At 45.6% G+C, this 14,814-nt stretch carries 15 protein-coding genes; 11 read left to right on the top strand and 4 right to left on the bottom strand.

Annotated elements, in window-relative coordinates:
* Positions 1–2: 2 nt before the first annotated feature.
* From NWE95_10645 to NWE95_10625, 5 genes are all read left to right on the top strand, one after another.
* A complete protein-coding gene (locus NWE95_10645) occupies positions 3–854 on the top strand; it encodes an ATP-binding cassette domain-containing protein (GenBank protein ID MCW4004357.1) in 852 nt (283 codons plus the stop codon).
* Positions 851–1,678, top strand: a complete 828-nt coding sequence (locus NWE95_10640) for an energy-coupling factor ABC transporter ATP-binding protein (GenBank protein ID MCW4004356.1) — start codon at positions 851–853, stop codon at positions 1,676–1,678. The genes NWE95_10645 and NWE95_10640 overlap by 4 nt, the downstream gene beginning before the upstream one ends.
* Entirely contained in the window at positions 1,675–2,463 is a 789-nt protein-coding gene (locus tag NWE95_10635; GenBank protein ID MCW4004355.1) for an energy-coupling factor transporter transmembrane protein EcfT, read from the top strand. The genes NWE95_10640 and NWE95_10635 overlap by 4 nt, the downstream gene beginning before the upstream one ends.
* Before the next feature lie 58 nt (positions 2,464–2,521).
* Positions 2,522–3,397 (top strand): TIM barrel protein, encoded by an 876-nt coding sequence (locus tag NWE95_10630; protein MCW4004354.1) that lies wholly within the window; start codon positions 2,522–2,524, stop codon positions 3,395–3,397.
* A 70-nt stretch (positions 3,398–3,467) separates the two neighbouring features.
* Positions 3,468–4,196: a winged helix-turn-helix domain-containing protein gene (locus NWE95_10625; protein MCW4004353.1), complete on the top strand. Its 729-nt coding sequence runs from the start codon at positions 3,468–3,470 to the stop codon at positions 4,194–4,196.
* Positions 4,197–4,223: 27 nt separating this feature from the next.
* Here NWE95_10625 and NWE95_10620 read toward each other — a convergent pair whose 3' ends face one another.
* The gene (locus NWE95_10620; protein ID MCW4004352.1) at positions 4,224–5,516 is read right to left on the bottom strand and encodes a winged helix-turn-helix domain-containing protein; all 1,293 of its coding nucleotides are present in this window, start codon (positions 5,514–5,516) and stop codon (positions 4,224–4,226) included.
* 190 nt (positions 5,517–5,706) lie between these two features.
* Here NWE95_10620 and NWE95_10615 point away from each other — a divergent pair, with 190 nt between their 5' ends.
* The 4 genes from NWE95_10615 (at position 5,707) to NWE95_10600 (ending at position 9,402) form a co-directional block, all read left to right on the top strand.
* On the top strand, positions 5,707–7,254 hold the full coding sequence (locus NWE95_10615) for a DUF5752 family protein (GenBank protein MCW4004351.1): 1,548 nt from the start codon (positions 5,707–5,709) through the stop codon (positions 7,252–7,254).
* A gap of 64 nt (positions 7,255–7,318) precedes the next feature.
* Positions 7,319–7,570 carry a hypothetical protein gene (locus NWE95_10610; protein ID MCW4004350.1) on the top strand — a complete coding sequence of 84 codons (252 nt, stop codon included), beginning with the start codon at positions 7,319–7,321 and terminating at the stop codon, positions 7,568–7,570.
* 7 nt (positions 7,571–7,577) lie between these two features.
* Positions 7,578–8,207 (top strand): glycosyltransferase, encoded by a 630-nt coding sequence (locus tag NWE95_10605; GenBank protein ID MCW4004349.1) that lies wholly within the window; start codon positions 7,578–7,580, stop codon positions 8,205–8,207.
* Entirely contained in the window at positions 8,197–9,402 is a 1,206-nt protein-coding gene (locus NWE95_10600) for a glycosyltransferase family 4 protein (GenBank protein ID MCW4004348.1), read from the top strand. The genes NWE95_10605 and NWE95_10600 overlap by 11 nt, the downstream gene beginning before the upstream one ends.
* Here NWE95_10600 and NWE95_10595 read toward each other — a convergent pair whose 3' ends face one another.
* The 3 genes from NWE95_10595 to NWE95_10585 form a co-directional block, all read right to left on the bottom strand.
* Positions 9,403–10,764 (bottom strand): TldD/PmbA family protein, encoded by a 1,362-nt coding sequence (locus NWE95_10595; GenBank protein MCW4004347.1) that lies wholly within the window; start codon positions 10,762–10,764, stop codon positions 9,403–9,405.
* Positions 10,751–12,136 (bottom strand): TldD/PmbA family protein, encoded by a 1,386-nt coding sequence (locus NWE95_10590; GenBank protein ID MCW4004346.1) that lies wholly within the window; start codon positions 12,134–12,136, stop codon positions 10,751–10,753. The genes NWE95_10595 and NWE95_10590 overlap by 14 nt, the downstream gene beginning before the upstream one ends.
* A 75-nt stretch (positions 12,137–12,211) precedes the next feature.
* Positions 12,212–13,507, bottom strand: a complete 1,296-nt coding sequence (locus NWE95_10585) for an endonuclease Q family protein (GenBank protein MCW4004345.1) — start codon at positions 13,505–13,507, stop codon at positions 12,212–12,214.
* A 159-nt stretch (positions 13,508–13,666) separates the two neighbouring features.
* Here NWE95_10585 and hypA point away from each other — a divergent pair, with 159 nt between their 5' ends.
* Together hypA and NWE95_10575 are read left to right on the top strand one after the other, a co-directional pair.
* Positions 13,667–14,071, top strand: coding sequence for a hydrogenase nickel incorporation protein HypA (gene hypA, locus NWE95_10580; protein ID MCW4004344.1), 405 nt, complete (start codon positions 13,667–13,669; stop codon positions 14,069–14,071).
* Positions 14,068–14,814, top strand: coding sequence for an Mrp/NBP35 family ATP-binding protein (locus NWE95_10575; protein ID MCW4004343.1), 747 nt, complete (start codon positions 14,068–14,070; stop codon positions 14,812–14,814). The genes hypA and NWE95_10575 overlap by 4 nt, the downstream gene beginning before the upstream one ends.

The raw sequence follows: 14,814 nt of genomic DNA, 5'->3' as shown, positions 1-14,814 counted from the left end.
CCATGGCAATAATCCAAACCAAAAACCTCACCTACACTTACCCGGGCGCAACTAAACCATCCATCAAAGATGTTTCTATCACGGTGGAGAAGGGCGAGTTTGTCCTAATTACAGGCCCAAGCGGCTGTGGAAAGACAAGTTTGTGCCGATGCTTCAACAGCTTAATTCCACACTTCTATCAGGGAGAACTAAAGGGTGAAATTTCTGTTGCAGGAATCAATCCACTTGAACATCATACTTATGAAATGGCAAGGCATGTTGGCTTAGTATTCCAGAACCCTGAAAATCAGCTTTTCGCGTTATCCATCGAGAAAGATGTCGCTTTCGGCTTAGAAAACAACGGCGTTCCAAGAGATGAGATGCGCAGAAGAGTCGATTGGGCACTAAACCAAACAGGCATCTACGACATCCGCGAACGCTCACCCCACGAAATCTCAGGCGGTCAGCAGCAACGAGTGGCGATTGCCGCGGTTTTAGCCATGCAACCTGAAATCATAGTTTTAGATGAACCGACTTCGTTTCTTGACCCGCTCAGTGCGGAGAAAATCTTTGAGGTAATCTATAATCTCAACAGGGAACAGGGAATAACTGTTATCCTTGTAGAGCACCGCTTGGATTTAACAGCAAAATACACTAATCACCTCCTAGTTATGGATGAAGGAAAAGTGCGCCTTGAAGGTAACCCACGCGACATTCTGAGCACAGACGAAACCCGCCTAATAGGCGTTGGAATCCCCAAAGCAACCTTGCTCTACCAGATGCTAAAGAAGGATGGATTAAATCTAGGCAACACAACGCCACTGTCTTCTGAAGAATTGGCTGACCAATTGCTGGAGGCGTTATCGCCTAAATGATAGTGGTTGAGGATGTTCATTTTTCTTATCCTAGTAAGGTTGAAGCCCTCAAAGGAGTCTCACTGACTATTAATGACGGCGACTTTGCTGCTATAATGGGGCAGAACGGCGCTGGAAAATCAACCCTTGTCAAACACTTCAACGGCTTACTAAAGCCTACATCTGGAAGCGTTCGCGTAGACGGCGTTGAAACTACTAAGTCAAGCGTTGCAGCCTTATCCAGAAACGTTGGCTTTGTTTTCCAGAATCCAGACAATCAACTATTCAGCGAAACAGTGGAGGAGGAGATTGCCTTTGCTCTAAAAAATTTTGGCATGGACCCAGAGGTCATAGAGAAACGGGTTACTTGGGCTCTAAAGCTTCTATCGCTAGAACAGTACCGAAAGACTTCACCCTTTCTGCTTAGCGGTGGCGAGCGGAAACGTGTGGCATTGGCGTCTGTTCTGGCTTGGGACCCGCAAATGCTGATTTTGGATGAACCCACGATTGGGCAAGACCATGAGCAGAAAGAGAAACTGCGCCAGTTTATCCTGCAGATGCAAACGCAAAAGAAAACGGTTGTCATCGTCACTCATGACGTGGAGTTTGTAGCTGAATGCAACCCCCGCGTGGTGCTCATGAAGGAAGGCAAAATCGTCGCAGACGGAGCTGGCAAAGACATTCTCACCGACCCTGCCTTGTTGGAAATGTCTTCGGTTGTTCTGCCCCAGATAGCGCAAATCTTTACAAAGCTGTCACCGCTGGGTTTCCCCAAGGACATCATCGACATATACGAGGCTAAAGAGACAATTCTGAAAGCCAAGGGAGGGGTGCAACGTCAATGAGTGTTTTTGAAGGCTTAAAGTTCAGAAAAGTCTACTCCCCAATTCACAACTTGGACCCACGTGTGAAATTCATCTATGTCATAGCAATTTTCATTGCTGCAATTCTCTTCTACCAAGTTATCCCTCTGCTGTTGCTCTTCTTCATGCAATTACCCTTTGTCCTTTTAGCGCGGGTTCAAAGGCAATGGTTACGCTCATTGCGTGGAGCAACTTTCCTTGCGGCATTCATCTTTATCATTAACGTTGCAAGCACATTTTTCATTTCAGGATACAAATTAACTCCCTTTGACATAGAAAACGCGTCTGCACTGACTTTACGGTTTGTTGTGCTTGTTGAGTCCTTCTCAGTTTTCTTTCTAACAACCTCTCCAGACCATTTAGGCTTAGCACTGGAAGAGTCGCGTGTGCCCTACGAATTTGCTTTCGCCTTCACAACCGCAGTGCGGTTTGTTCCCGTTCTGGCAGAAGAAGCCCAAACAATAATGGATGCACAGAAAGCCCGAGGTCTTGAACTGGAAAAAGGTAACTTACTCAAGAGAATAAGGAACTATATACCAGTCTTAATACCCCTGATTGTTAGTGCTATCCGTCGAAGCCTTGAGTTGGCAGAAGCCATGGAATCCCGCGCGTGGGGCGCAGCGAAGAAACGCACCAACCTGTACTTGTTGCAGTTGCACCGCGGAGATTTCGTATTGTTAGCAATCACGATTGGGATTATTGCTGTGGCTGTTTATGTGCGCTTCTTTGTGCCTATTCCAAGCATATCCGGTTTCTTTTGGCCATAGCTATGTGGACTAGTGTATCTTTTTAAAAGAGAACATCACAGTAATGAGGAGGGATTACATGGCTGAGCATACTCGTTTTGGTCCAGCAGGGGTTCCTCCGATGTTTAGGCTTATGGGCGCGACAATGGCAGACGTGCCGAAACTGCTGCGCGCGGAAGGGCTGGACGCTTTTGAGTACCAAGCTGTCCGGTGGGGTCCAAAACCGCAAATTAAACAGCACGACGCAGAAAAGCTGGGGGAAGAGGCACGTAAAAACGATGTTAGGCTCAGCTTGCATGGGTCATATTTTGTGAACTTGTCAGGAAAAAAGGATGTTGTGGAGGCAAGTAAACGGCGCTTAATTGCTGGTGCCACAGCTGCTGATTGGATGGGCGCGTACGTTATGGTTTTTCACACTGGCTTTTATGGGCGTTTTGAAAAAGAGTTCGCTTTCAAAACTTGTGTTAATGCCCTAAAGGAGGTCAGTGCTGAAATGCGGAGTCTTGGTTTGAGAGTCAAGCTTGGTCCTGAGACGATGGGGCGAAAGTTTCAAGTGGGCAGCATAGATGAGATCATCGCAATAAACCAAGAAGTGGAAGGTACACAACTTGTAATCGACTGGGGGCACCTCCACGCGCGGCATCAAGGTGCATTCAAAAGCCCTGCGGACATGCGTGCAATAGCAGAGAAAGTCGAACAACAGCTTGGAACAGAAGCGCTCAGGGGTATGCACTGTCACTTCTCAGCCATTGAGTTCACTAGTCAAGGAGAAAAACGCCATCACACTTTAGATGAGAAACGTTACGGACCAGACTTCCGCATGCTTGCCGAAGTTATTGCAGATTTTGGGTTGCATCCAACCATGATTTGTGAATCGCCCATTTTAGATATTGATGCGAGAAAAATGAAGGAAACCCTAAATGAGGTTTTAGTAGCCAAACAGAAAACGAGTTAAGCTACGCCGCGAAAGGTGACAAATTTTTTAGTCAAAAAAGCCTAAATTTCTAACTCACCCACATTATCTCATGTCATCGGGACTTGAATCGCTACATAAAGTACTGAAGGACGAAAAAAGAAGAAAGATCATCACGCTCCTAAATGAGAAAGAAAGCCTAAGTTACACAGAACTGATGAACAGGCTTGAAATCAGCAGTACTGGAAAACTGAATTATCATCTAAAGATCCTAAACGAGTTGATAATCAAGAAAGAAGACGGCCTCTATGTTTTAACTGATAAGGGAAAACTTGCTGTTCACTTGTTGCAAGAGTTTGGAGAAAGAAAAAGCCAGTCGCAAATTGAGGCGCCGTTTTCACGAGGCTACTTCATTGTTGTTAGTCTGTTTTCGTCTGCAATGGTGGGTTTGAATTTTGCGTTATATCTTCTTGGGCTTGTTACGTTTGACAGATTTGTGCTCTACACTGTGATGGCAGTTTTAGGTTTTGTTTTTTTGGTTGCAGCTGAGAGGGCACGCGTTAAAAGGTCAATGTGGTCAGCTAACCGTCAAATGCTGGGGGCAAAAATCTCAATCATTTTTGCTGGAGCCATGGGAGGCTTAGCTGTCTGGTTCTTTGCAGGCGGATTACTTATTGTAGCGCTGGGGCAAGTGGGGATTAGGAACCCTTTGCTAACTTTTCCAGCGTGGATTATCGGCAGTGTTACTGTCGGTCCACTTATTGGCGGTTTAGTAGGGTATTTGATATACAAAAGAAGCCGATACTCAAAAATTAGCTACTATAATCCGTTTGAAGCGTGACAAGCAGTTAAAAGTTGAACAATAAAGTCAGCTGTTCTGTGTTTTTATCTGTGCTATGTCTCCTGTGTCTGCCCACAACTGGACTTTTATGCTGTTCACGTTGCCTGGGTAAACCTTGTCTAGATAGAAGGTAACTGTCCACTGGGGATAGAGTTCGAGTGCGTTTTTAGTGTTAGGGTGAAATACGACTGAGGTCTGCTCAGAGAGTACGTTGAAGTTTGATACTGTTTGGCCGTCGTCAGTCCAGCTGTAGCCTTTCAGGGCGTTTGTTGCCAGTTCAAGTGCTCTATCGCTTGAGATGTTCACGGTTGTGCTTCCGACTTTGAACAGGAACCAGCCGTCAGTTAACTCAATCAAATTGCGGTTTTCAAAAACCAAGTTTAGACTTTTAGGGGAGTAGTCAACGTTGTTTTCTGTGTACATCAAAAGTATCCTTGCGTTGCTTCCTGAGAAAGTTGCGGTGAGCTTGATGTTGCCTTCTTTTATTTCGATATTCTGCTCGTTCTTAACCAGTGATAGTATCTCGCTCATGTCTTCAAGGTACGCGGTGTCTTCGAATTCGATGAGCCTTCCCAGTAAGTTCTTTGCGGCATCTAGAACGCTGTGCGGTTGTGCTTTGGCATAAATTGGTGAGCCCTCGAACATGATGATTTGGTAACGTGATAGCTGATTGTTTCGGAACCTTAACACCAAATCCATCTTGCTTGTACTGCTGGTGAGCGCATACCTCATAATCTCCTCTACTGTTCCGCCTAAGTCCTCTCGCTGCTGGACTGTTCGGCTCAAAAGAGTTGCTTCATACTTGGAAGTATCAATTTGAACAACATCTTGTAGAAAACGAATTACATCGTTTGTGCTGGTGCTCCAAGCTAGCAGTTGATTATACTTTGACTGCAAGCTGTCACGTTCGCTGGTGGCTTGGTTTAAGGCGCCAAACTGTATGGCAGTCGCGCTTGCGAACACAATCATGCCAATAAGAAGAATTGCCAGCGTTGTCTTCCACTTTAATGATAACCCTGTACGTCTTCTGGGCGGAACTTCAGGTGCTTCTTCAACAATTTTCATCGTGCCAACGGCTGCTTGCCCAAAAGTGGAGAGCTTGTAAACGCCGTTGTCATCTTTTGCAACCAGTTCACCCAAGTTTTCCAGATGATACGTCAAATTAGAGCTGGAGACACCCAGTATATCAAGCATCTCGGAGAAAGTCAACGGTTTGTCGGCGAGGATTCGGAGAATTTTGCGGCGTGCCGGATGCTTGAGCGAACTAAACATAGTTGAGTAAATCTCTTCTTTGGCGTCTCCCACTTTTTCAACCGCCAACTATAGATGGTTACATGGAAACGATTAAAACTTTGCTTTGTCAACCAATTTGTACTCAGTTTTGGCAATAAAGCTGACTTAACAGCAAAAGTTGCGTTGGTATCTGTGAGAAAATAATCCTTGCGTGCTTTGATTAAGGCAAATTAGAAATAAGGCACCTTCAGATATTGTGTGTTAAGGTCGAAGTGTTATGACGGATGTTGTGTTTGTCTTCGAGGTTCACCAGCCACATAGGCTGAGGCGAAAACTGTTTTGGGAAGGTAAAGTTTTCAAGCGCTTAACTAAGAATGAATTGTTTGATTACTATTTCGATAATGAGAATGACAAGGAGATTTTCAATCGCGCAGCCAAAAAATGCTATTTTCCCTCAAACCAGATAATCCTTGACCTCATAGACCGACACAAACACGCCCAAAAGAAAGTCAAGTTTTCCTTCAGCGTTTCAGGTGTCTTTTTGGAGCAATGTGAAATGTTCAATAAAGACCTGCTTGAAACATTCAAGCAACTTGCTGCTTCGGGGGACGCTGAATTTTTAAATCAAACCTACTATCACTCAATCGCTAGTCTCTACCCTGAAAAAGAAGAATTCATCGAGCAAGTACACATGCACAAGCAAGCCGTCAAGGATTTGCTGGGGTACACACCACAAGTTTTTGAGAACACTGAACTCCTCTACAACAACGCAATCGCTAAAATAGTTGAGAGCATGGGCTACAAAGGCATCTACACCGAAGGCGTAGAAAAAATTCTCGGCGACAAATCACCAAACTTTATCTACACCCCAAAAGGCGCAAAAAAAATCCGCGTTCTACTCCGCAATTATAAGCTTACCGATGATATTGGCTTTAGGTTTTCAGCACGGTGGTGGCCTGAGTGGCCCCTGACCGCTGACAAATACGCAAGGTGGCTAGCAACCACAAAAGGTGAATGCATCAACATTTTCCCAGATTACGAAACCTTCGGTGAACACCATTGGCCAGAAACAGGCATCCACAGTTTCCTACAGCATCTGCCTGATGAAATTTTAAAGTATGACCATTTACAGATGGTAACGCCTTCTCAAGTTGTGGCTAAACATGCTTCAGCAGGAGAAATTGATGTCCCTGAAGGTGCGAGCACTGTTTCTTGGGCTGACATTCAAAGAGACCAGTCAGGATGGCTTGGCAACGTCATGCAATGGGCATATTACACCACGTTGCGCAGGTTAGAGCCGCTCATCAAAGAGGCAGGAGACAACGAGTTCCTTAGGTTATGGCGTGACTTCCAAACAAGCGACCACCTATACTACATGTTCACAGCAGGCGGTGGACCTGGAGAAGTTCACTCTTACTTTAGCCCTTATGAGTCGCCGATGGATGCTTTTGTAGCGGCACAGACACTGCTCAACGATTTTGAGGCAAGGTTGAGAATTTCAATCTTAACCGCTAACGAGCCTTTCTTGTTCTATACAGGCGTTGGAAAGGAATGTTACACGGGTGTTATGGCTTGGAGCCTTAAAGGTTTCATAACCTCACTCAAAGAAGTTAACGCGAAATCCATAGAATTTCATGTCGCCAATGGAGATTTTGAAAAGTGGGCAAAAAACTCGCTCAGAGATCAAGACCTTTCTGCTAAGATTAAGGAAACCAAAACTTTAGGGCTCAAGGGTGAAAAACTAAGAAAAACACTGATTGCCGTTGCTAAAAAACGATATAAAATATCGAGTAAGCAAACACAGGATGCAACCATGCTTTTCTAAAACTTCGCACATGTCTTTATAAGATAAGTTGACGTACTATTTTTCAGAAAGGTGCTATTTGAAGATGAGAGAAGAGCTGCCGTTTCCAGATAAAGTTTTACAGACGCTCCATAACCTGTGCGCTACAGCCGCTGATTTGGCAAGGCGCGGCGATGAAGTGGCTAGGCTTTTGGAGAAAGACCCTAATGAGATTGAAGGCATACTAGACAAGTACAGGTCTGAGGGTTTCGCTGAAAGCTTTGTCGATAATGAAGGAAAAAAAAGATACTATCTCAATGGTCGAGGAATAATTAAGGTCTGCTCGCTCTTCACATAGTGGAACCATGCACGTTATTATTTTTTCTTGGGAGTACCCGCCTAGAGTTGTAGGCCAACTGGCAGGATATGTCAGCGCCCTGTCGGCACAACTAGCCAAAAGCAAAGTAAACGTTGACGTTGTAACCTATGATGACTCCGTAAGCGGTACAGTGCAAGAACCGACAGGAGTTACGACAACAAGAGTAAAGAATCCTGTTCAAACCCACATCGGAGTCTTAACTTGGGTTCTAACCTTAAACCAAGAAATCGAAAGAGCCGCCGCAAACATTTACTACCAAGCCAACAAACGAATTGACTTCATAGACGTTTTTGACTGGCACTTCATCCCTGCAGCAGTTACCCTAAAAAACGGTCTGGGCATACCCTTCATCTACTCAGTTGAAAGCCTAGAGGACCATCGTTCACCCACCTCAAACTCACCTTACAACATGGCAATCAAAAGCATCGAGTGGCTCGGCTTTTATGAAACCAACAAAGTAGCCGTGAAATCTGAATGGATGAAAGACGAAGTTATGCGGATTTACAAGGTTCCCAAAGAAAAAATCACCTTCATTCCCTCAGAAACAGATTCTTGGATAAAGGAAATACTCAAACTCTACAACAGCGTGACGGAGGAAAAAAAGCTTGAAAGATAAGTTAAGCGTCATGATGCTGAGTTGGGAATACCCTCCAAGAGTAATCGGGGGAATATCACCGCACATTTATTTCTTATCTAAACACTTAGCCAAACAAGGAGTCAAAGTTTACGTTATAACCTGCGACTTTCCAGACGCACCAGCACACGAAGTAATTGACGGCGTAGAAGTCTACCGTATAGACTCATACAAGAACCCATCGCCAGATTTCGCAACATGGGTTTACTTAATGAACATGAACATGCAAAAAGAAACAGCAATTCTAACCCGCAAGATTTCTGATAAAATCGATGTCTTCCATGCCCACGATTGGCTGGTTGCAAACGCAGGCATAGGACTCAAACATGTTTTTCGAAAGCCCTTGCTGGTGACGATGCATTCAACCGAGATGGGTAGAAGGAATGGGTTGAATACTACTGCAGAGAAGATGATTCATGAAACTGAGGCGTGGCTCACGTATGAGGCTTGGAAGGTTATATGCTGTAGCGACTACATGGTTTCACATGTTAAGTACGTGTTCGGCTTACCCAGCGACAAGTTGACTATGGTCCCAAACGGTGTCAACCCCAAAAACTACGATGGGCTTGATGGAGAAATGAAGGAGTTTCGGAACAAGTTTGCCCTGCCAGAAGAGAAAATCGTTTTGTACGTGGGGCGCTTGGTTTACGAGAAAGGCATCCACGTGCTGATTAATGCTGTGCCAAAAATACTGAGCAAAGTTAACGCTAAATTCATAATTGTCGGTAGCGGCTACATGAAAGAACAACTGCTAAACATTGTCCGCAGTATGGGTTTAGAGCATAAAGTGCTGTTTCAGGGTTTCTTAGATGAGCCAACACTGCTTAGGTTGCAGAAGTGCGCTGACGTGTCAGTTGTGCCCTCGCTTTTTGAGCCGTTCGGAATTGTTGCGCTCGAAGCCATGGCAGCTGAGAGTCCAGTGGTTGCATCTGACACTGGCGGCTTATCAGAAATTATCGAGCATGACGTGACTGGGGTTAAGGTTTACCCTAACAATCCAGATTCGTTGGCTTGGGGTATAACTAAGGTTCTGCTTGATGATGGCTATGCAAAATACATCCGTGATAACGCTTACAAACGGGTTTTAGAAAAATACGATTGGGGCAAGATTGCGCAACAAACCATTCGGATATACGAGGGCGTGCTTGGCGAGTACTCCAAGAGCTTTTGGGCTTAACTATTTCCCGATTATCCGCACGTTCTCAACTTGTATCCAAGGCGAAATCAACTGCCCCATCTGCCGCTCATTACTGCCAACCACGCTAACGTTTTTGAGCACTTCAAATATATTGCCCGCAAGCATGACTCCACGTGAAGAGTGAGTGATTTTGCCGTTTTGTATTTTCCAAGCGGGGGTTGCAACCACAGAGAAGTCGCCGCTCACTGGGTTGCTGCTGTGTGCTCCCTGCAGGTAATAAACTATCAACCCATCGTCCACTTCGCTTATCATTTCTTCGGCTGTTTTGTTTCTTGGCATGATGTGGAAATTTGTAGCGTCTATGCTTGGAGTCGACAAGTAGGCAGCTCTTGAAGCGTTACCTGTGCTTTCCTTGCCATCCTTGTTAGCGGAATAATTATCGTATAAGAAATTCTTCAGAATGCCCTTCTCAATAATTGGCGTTCTTTGGCGTGGCACACCTTCGCCGTCAAAAACACTGGTGCGGATACCGCCAGGTAGCAAACCGTCATCGTAGATGGTTAGGTTTTCTGAAGCGACTGCTTCCCCAATTTTATCTTTAAAGGCTGATTGGTTTCTCTGCACGCTATCAGCTTTTATCGCGTTGATAAGCGTATTTGCTAAAAGGTCTTGCAGCGCGAACTGTGTAAAAATCACCTTGGCGGATTTTGTTTCAACTGATTTGGTTTTTAATGCTGACACCGCCAGCTTCGCGGCTTCCTTGCCGACCCATGCTGGGTCAATTTTGTAGTTTCTTGAAGTGTTAAACTCAAAGCACACGGGCGTGACGGCACTGCCTTTCTTAGCCAATGTTGCTACACTGCATTCTACAATGGTTCCTTTATCGAAGCCTGCCACACCGTTTGAGTTGGCGACTGCATTAGAAATGTAACCGCTACCTACGCCGCCCTCGATTGGAAAAACCCGCTTATCAACTGCGACAGCGGCATCAAGCATGGTTTGGGCAACATCTACCAGTTCCTCTCCCTTTAGGTCAACGATTTTTTGGTCAAAAGTTCCTTCGGTGGAAGCGTAAGGCTTCTTTTGTGGGAGCCCGCGCCAGTCTGGGTCAGGTTTACTTGCCTTTGCAGCGCTCAGTGCCCTCAAAACTGTACTTTCGATGGCTTTCTGGTCGTTGACGTTTGTGTAGGCAAACCCCATTGCCTTGTTAGCGATTACTCTGATGCCTAAGCCGCGGTCAATTATCCTGTTGGTCTTGCTGATTTGCCCCAGTTCAATGCCGACGCTGGTTGCTTGCCCCTCGTAAACATAAACTTCCGCTTCTTGAGCACCCTGCTTTAGGGCTGACGCAACAGCCTTCTCAGCTAAACTCAGCATTACGTTTTTTTCAAGCACAGCCACCGACAACCACCCCGTTAACTCTAATGTGTGGTCCACCATCACAAATAAACGCCGTCTGACCCTTGCCGCATCTGCCAGGGTCCAGCTTGAAATCTTTACCCACAGCATCCACCTTATGTAGAGTCTCTAAAGTGTTGCCACTAATGGATGCATTGCGTACGGGTGCGCCTATTTCGCCGTTAATTATTTCGTAGCCTTCTTGTATGCCAACTTGGAAAGTGCCGTCCAAATTAGCTTGTCCGCCTCTAAAACTCTTGAAGTAATAACCTGACTTAACGCTCTCAATTAGTTCCTCAAAGGATTGGTCTCTGGGCGCCATGTAAGTGCAACGCATCCGAATTATGGGTTCAACACGAAAATCTTCTGCCCTCGCGTTTCCAGTTGGCTCAGTATTGAATTTCTGTGCGGTTTCGCGATTATGCATCAAACCAACAACCACGCCGTCTTTTATCAGCAATGTCTTGTGGCTTTGAACGCCTTCGTCGTCGTACTTGAAAGCTCCAAACGAACCCTCGATGGTCCCATCATCATAAAACGTGACGTATTTTGAACCAATCTTTTTCCCAAAATTACTCGCCAAAACGCCTCCTGAAAGAGCCAAGTCAGCTTCAGCTAAATGCCCAAACGCTTCATGCACAAACACACCCACCACGTTTGGACCCAAAACCACAGGGAACTTTCCGCCCTTTGGAGGCTTGGCGTTTAACTGTTCAATCGCGCGTTTAGCAACCTTCTCGCCCAACGCTTCAGGTGGTTGTTCGTCAAAGATTTCGTATCCTGCGGTGGAACCGATTTCTTCGCGGCTATAAGTGAAGACTCCATTACTCTGCGCTGAGGCAGTTATTCTCGCCCAAACATATAGCTTGTCTTGCTCGATGCTTGTTCCTTCGCTGTTAACAAAGTGGCTTGTCCCAGTTAAATCCAAATAATCCATCGCGCAACTCTTCACTTGACTGTTAAAGCCCAAACTCGTCTTAGTAACCGCTAAAGCAGTCTTAATCTTCTCTTCAACACTGATTTCCGCTGGGTTCTTCTTGGGCTTAGACAAAACATTGTCTTCTACAACTTTTGCTGAGGCAAGCTTGATGGGCGTTTTCAGCCGTGCGCTCGCCATTTTTGCCATTCTGCAAGCGTCAGAAACAGCGTTTTCCAAGATAGCAGTATCCAAAGAGCCGACTGAAGCAAACCCCCACGCACCGTTCACTAGCACGCGGATGGCTACGCCGTTTTCAGTGCCCTGTTTGGCGGCTTCAACACGCTCCTCTTTGAGAGTGAGCATGGTTTTGTAGAGTTTTTGGGCTCGGGCTTCAGCGTATTGGGCTCCGAATTTTTGGGTTGCTATGTTGCTGAGTTTTATCAGAAGGTCTTTCAAGAGTAACCTGTCCCTTTTTCAGAAGCTAGAACTGTTTGGAACAATTAAACAATTTGTTTGAAAAATACTCAGAACTTACCAGAAATCACTCATGCTCCTCTGCTGCACTCTAATCTGAGGGGGCTTAAGCTTCACCGCTGGTGCATCAACACCCAAAACAAGCTGTCCATACACGCCATCGTATCCAGGAGTAACTTTCGCGGTGCCCTCTCTGACTTTGACGATGGCTTGGGCAATTGGCGCATCAACCACCTGTGCCAAGACTTCTTGAGGCGCGTCTAGTAGTACGGTATATTCGTCGCCAAATTTCTGCACAAGTGAACTGTAAATTTTCCAAACGGCTTGCGTTGAAGGCGAATCGGTGCCGAGCACTGCCGCGATTATCTCGGAAAGTGGAAGCAGATGGAAAAAACCGGGTATGCCTTCGCGTTTGTAGTTGGCTGGTCTATCAGATAGTTCTTCTACTCGTTGTTCTACTCCTTTGGTGAGTTTTCTGCGGCAGACTGGGCAGATGTTGCCGAATTTGATGGCTTCTTGAGGTGGGAGACTGATTTTGCAGTTGCGGTGTCCTGTCCAGTGGTACTTGCCGTATGCGGGGTCAGTTTCGATTGTAAACTTGAAATGCTCAGGGTTATTTTGGATTATGGCACCTGTGACTTCTTTGTAAGTGAATTTTTCCAGCTCAAAGGCGTTGGCTTCTCTGCCGATTCGCCATGGCCAGAAACTGTGGCAGTCACTGTTGGATAGCAGTGTGTATTTGTCGAGTTTGCTGAGGCGCCAGTTCATAGGCGGGTCAGAGGAGAGTCCTGTTTCTAGGGCGTGGATGTGTTTGGTCATGTCTTGGTAACAGTCCTCGATGGCGTCAAAGCCGCTGAATGCGCCGAAGAGGCTAAACCACGGTGTCCAAGCATGCGCAGGGAAAACCATGTTGTCGGCTGAAGTTGTCATGACCTCTTCGACGAGTTGGGGCGCGGTTGCATCAAGGATTGGTCTGCCGTCAGAGGCTAAATCGCCAAAACGCGCGAGCCGCTCGTTTATTTGGTCTACAATTTCAAAGCTTGGGGTAAGTATGACATGGTGGACTTTTTTTGATTCACCCTTGTAATCAAAGATTGTGCAGACTTCGGTTTGGAGCATAAAGCGGACTGGTGAGTCTGCGTTTACGAGTTTTAGTAAGCCTGAATCCTGCTCTGGCGTGAGGTCTTGTTTGATTTCCTTTAGCCACTGTGGGTGAGTGAAATCGCCTGTGCCGACGAGGTTTAAACCTTTGGTTTTTGCGTACCTTGCAATTTCAGGTATGCTCATTTGTTGGCTTGTCGCTCGGCTGTATTTGCCGTGAATATGCAGGTCAGCGATAACTCTCAAATTCATGCCTTCTCATCTTTACGTGCGCTCATAAGCATTTTAAGTTAATGCTAAACCGCTGGAAATCACACAAGGCAAGGGCACTGTTGCTATTGAGGCTTTGAGTGGTAGATTGTTAGATTTGGTGCAATATTCTTTTATTGCTCCGTTAAGCATGGTTAGTTCATGCATGAATGGGCGTTAGCTGAAGCAATCCTTGCATCTGCGAGACAGGTTGCAGACAAAGAAAAATTAAAAGAAGTTACAGTTGTCACCATAAGAGTTGGTGAGCTTCAGCAAGTTGAGCCTCCGATTTTGCGGTTTGTACTCTCACAGATGAAAGGTGGTGTTTTTAAAAACGCAAAATTTCGAATTCTAAAAGCTAAGTCAACGCTCAAGTGCAGAGTTTGCGGAACACAATGGCAGGTTAGCCTCAAAAAATTCGACAAGGCCATCGCCGAAGCCATCCACTTCGTTCCTGAAGTTGCGCATACTTACATTAAGTGCCCTAAATGTGGCAGCCCTGACTTTGAAATCGTCAGCGGGCGAGGCTTATGGCTTGAGGACATAAAAGGAGTTAAAGCAGAGTGATTGATCCGCGGACAAGCGTAATTGACGAGCGTTTGTCAAAAATCGGCAGAATTGTTGCTGTTTCAAGCGGCAAGGGCGGCGTCGGCAAAAGCATGGTTGCAACCACGTTGGCATTAACGCTCGCTAAGCAAGGTTGCAGTGTTGGCTTGTTTGATTTAGACTTCACCAGCCCGTCAACTCACATTATCCTCGGCGCTGAGAGCGTGCAGCCCAAAGAGGAAAATGGTCTCATTCCTCCAATTGTTCGTGGTTTAAAATTTATGTCAATAATCTATTTTGTGGGCGATAAGCCAGCACCTTTGCGTGGAGTAGACACATCTAATGCGCTCATTGAACTGTTAACCATAACCCAGTGGGGCAAGCTTGACTTTTTGGTAATCGATATGCCTCCTGGAATCGGCGATGCCGTACTTGACTTAGTAAGGCTGGTTAAAAGAATAGAATTTTTAATTGTAACCACACCTTCGCTGTTAGCTTTTGAAACTGTTAAGAAACAAGTCGCATTATTACTTGAGCTCAAGATGCATGTTCTCGGCATCGTAGAGAACATGAAGATGGACCAAGCAGGAGCCGTCAAAATACAAACCGAAAAGCTGGGGTTAAAGTATCTTGGCGAAATTGTTTTCGACCCGCAAGTTGAAGCATCAATAGGCAATGAGCAAAAGTTGCTTGGCACAGCTATCGGCAAAAAAATGTTTCAAATAGTCCAAACCAATATCTTAATTGAAAGAGAGAAAACGTAG

The sequence above is a fragment of the Candidatus Bathyarchaeota archaeon genome, assembly GCA_026014725.1.
In the GTDB taxonomy this organism is placed as follows: domain Archaea; phylum Thermoproteota; class Bathyarchaeia; order Bathyarchaeales; family Bathycorpusculaceae; genus Bathycorpusculum.
Note: the sequence above shows the minus strand (reverse complement) of the source record. Positions and strands in the feature narration are given on the sequence as shown.

What these genes read in the sequence shown, in the direction of transcription:
- NWE95_10610 (MCW4004350.1), top strand. Translation starts at nt 7,319, where the DNA reads ATGAGAGAAGAGCTGCCGTTTCCAGATAAAGTTTTACAGACGCTCCAT.
- NWE95_10645 (MCW4004357.1), top strand. Translation starts at nt 3, where the DNA reads ATGGCAATAATCCAAACCAAAAACCTCACCTACACTTACCCGGGCGCA.
- NWE95_10615 (MCW4004351.1), top strand. Translation starts at nt 5,707, where the DNA reads ATGACGGATGTTGTGTTTGTCTTCGAGGTTCACCAGCCACATAGGCTG.
- NWE95_10625 (MCW4004353.1), top strand. Translation starts at nt 3,468, where the DNA reads ATGTCATCGGGACTTGAATCGCTACATAAAGTACTGAAGGACGAAAAA.
- NWE95_10635 (MCW4004355.1), top strand. Translation starts at nt 1,675, where the DNA reads ATGAGTGTTTTTGAAGGCTTAAAGTTCAGAAAAGTCTACTCCCCAATT.
- NWE95_10630 (MCW4004354.1), top strand. Translation starts at nt 2,522, where the DNA reads ATGGCTGAGCATACTCGTTTTGGTCCAGCAGGGGTTCCTCCGATGTTT.
- NWE95_10585 (MCW4004345.1), bottom strand. Translation starts at nt 13,507, where the DNA reads ATGAATTTGAGAGTTATCGCTGACCTGCATATTCACGGCAAATACAGC.
- NWE95_10640 (MCW4004356.1), top strand. Translation starts at nt 851, where the DNA reads ATGATAGTGGTTGAGGATGTTCATTTTTCTTATCCTAGTAAGGTTGAA.
- hypA (MCW4004344.1), top strand. Translation starts at nt 13,667, where the DNA reads ATGCATGAATGGGCGTTAGCTGAAGCAATCCTTGCATCTGCGAGACAG.
- NWE95_10605 (MCW4004349.1), top strand. Translation starts at nt 7,578, where the DNA reads ATGCACGTTATTATTTTTTCTTGGGAGTACCCGCCTAGAGTTGTAGGC.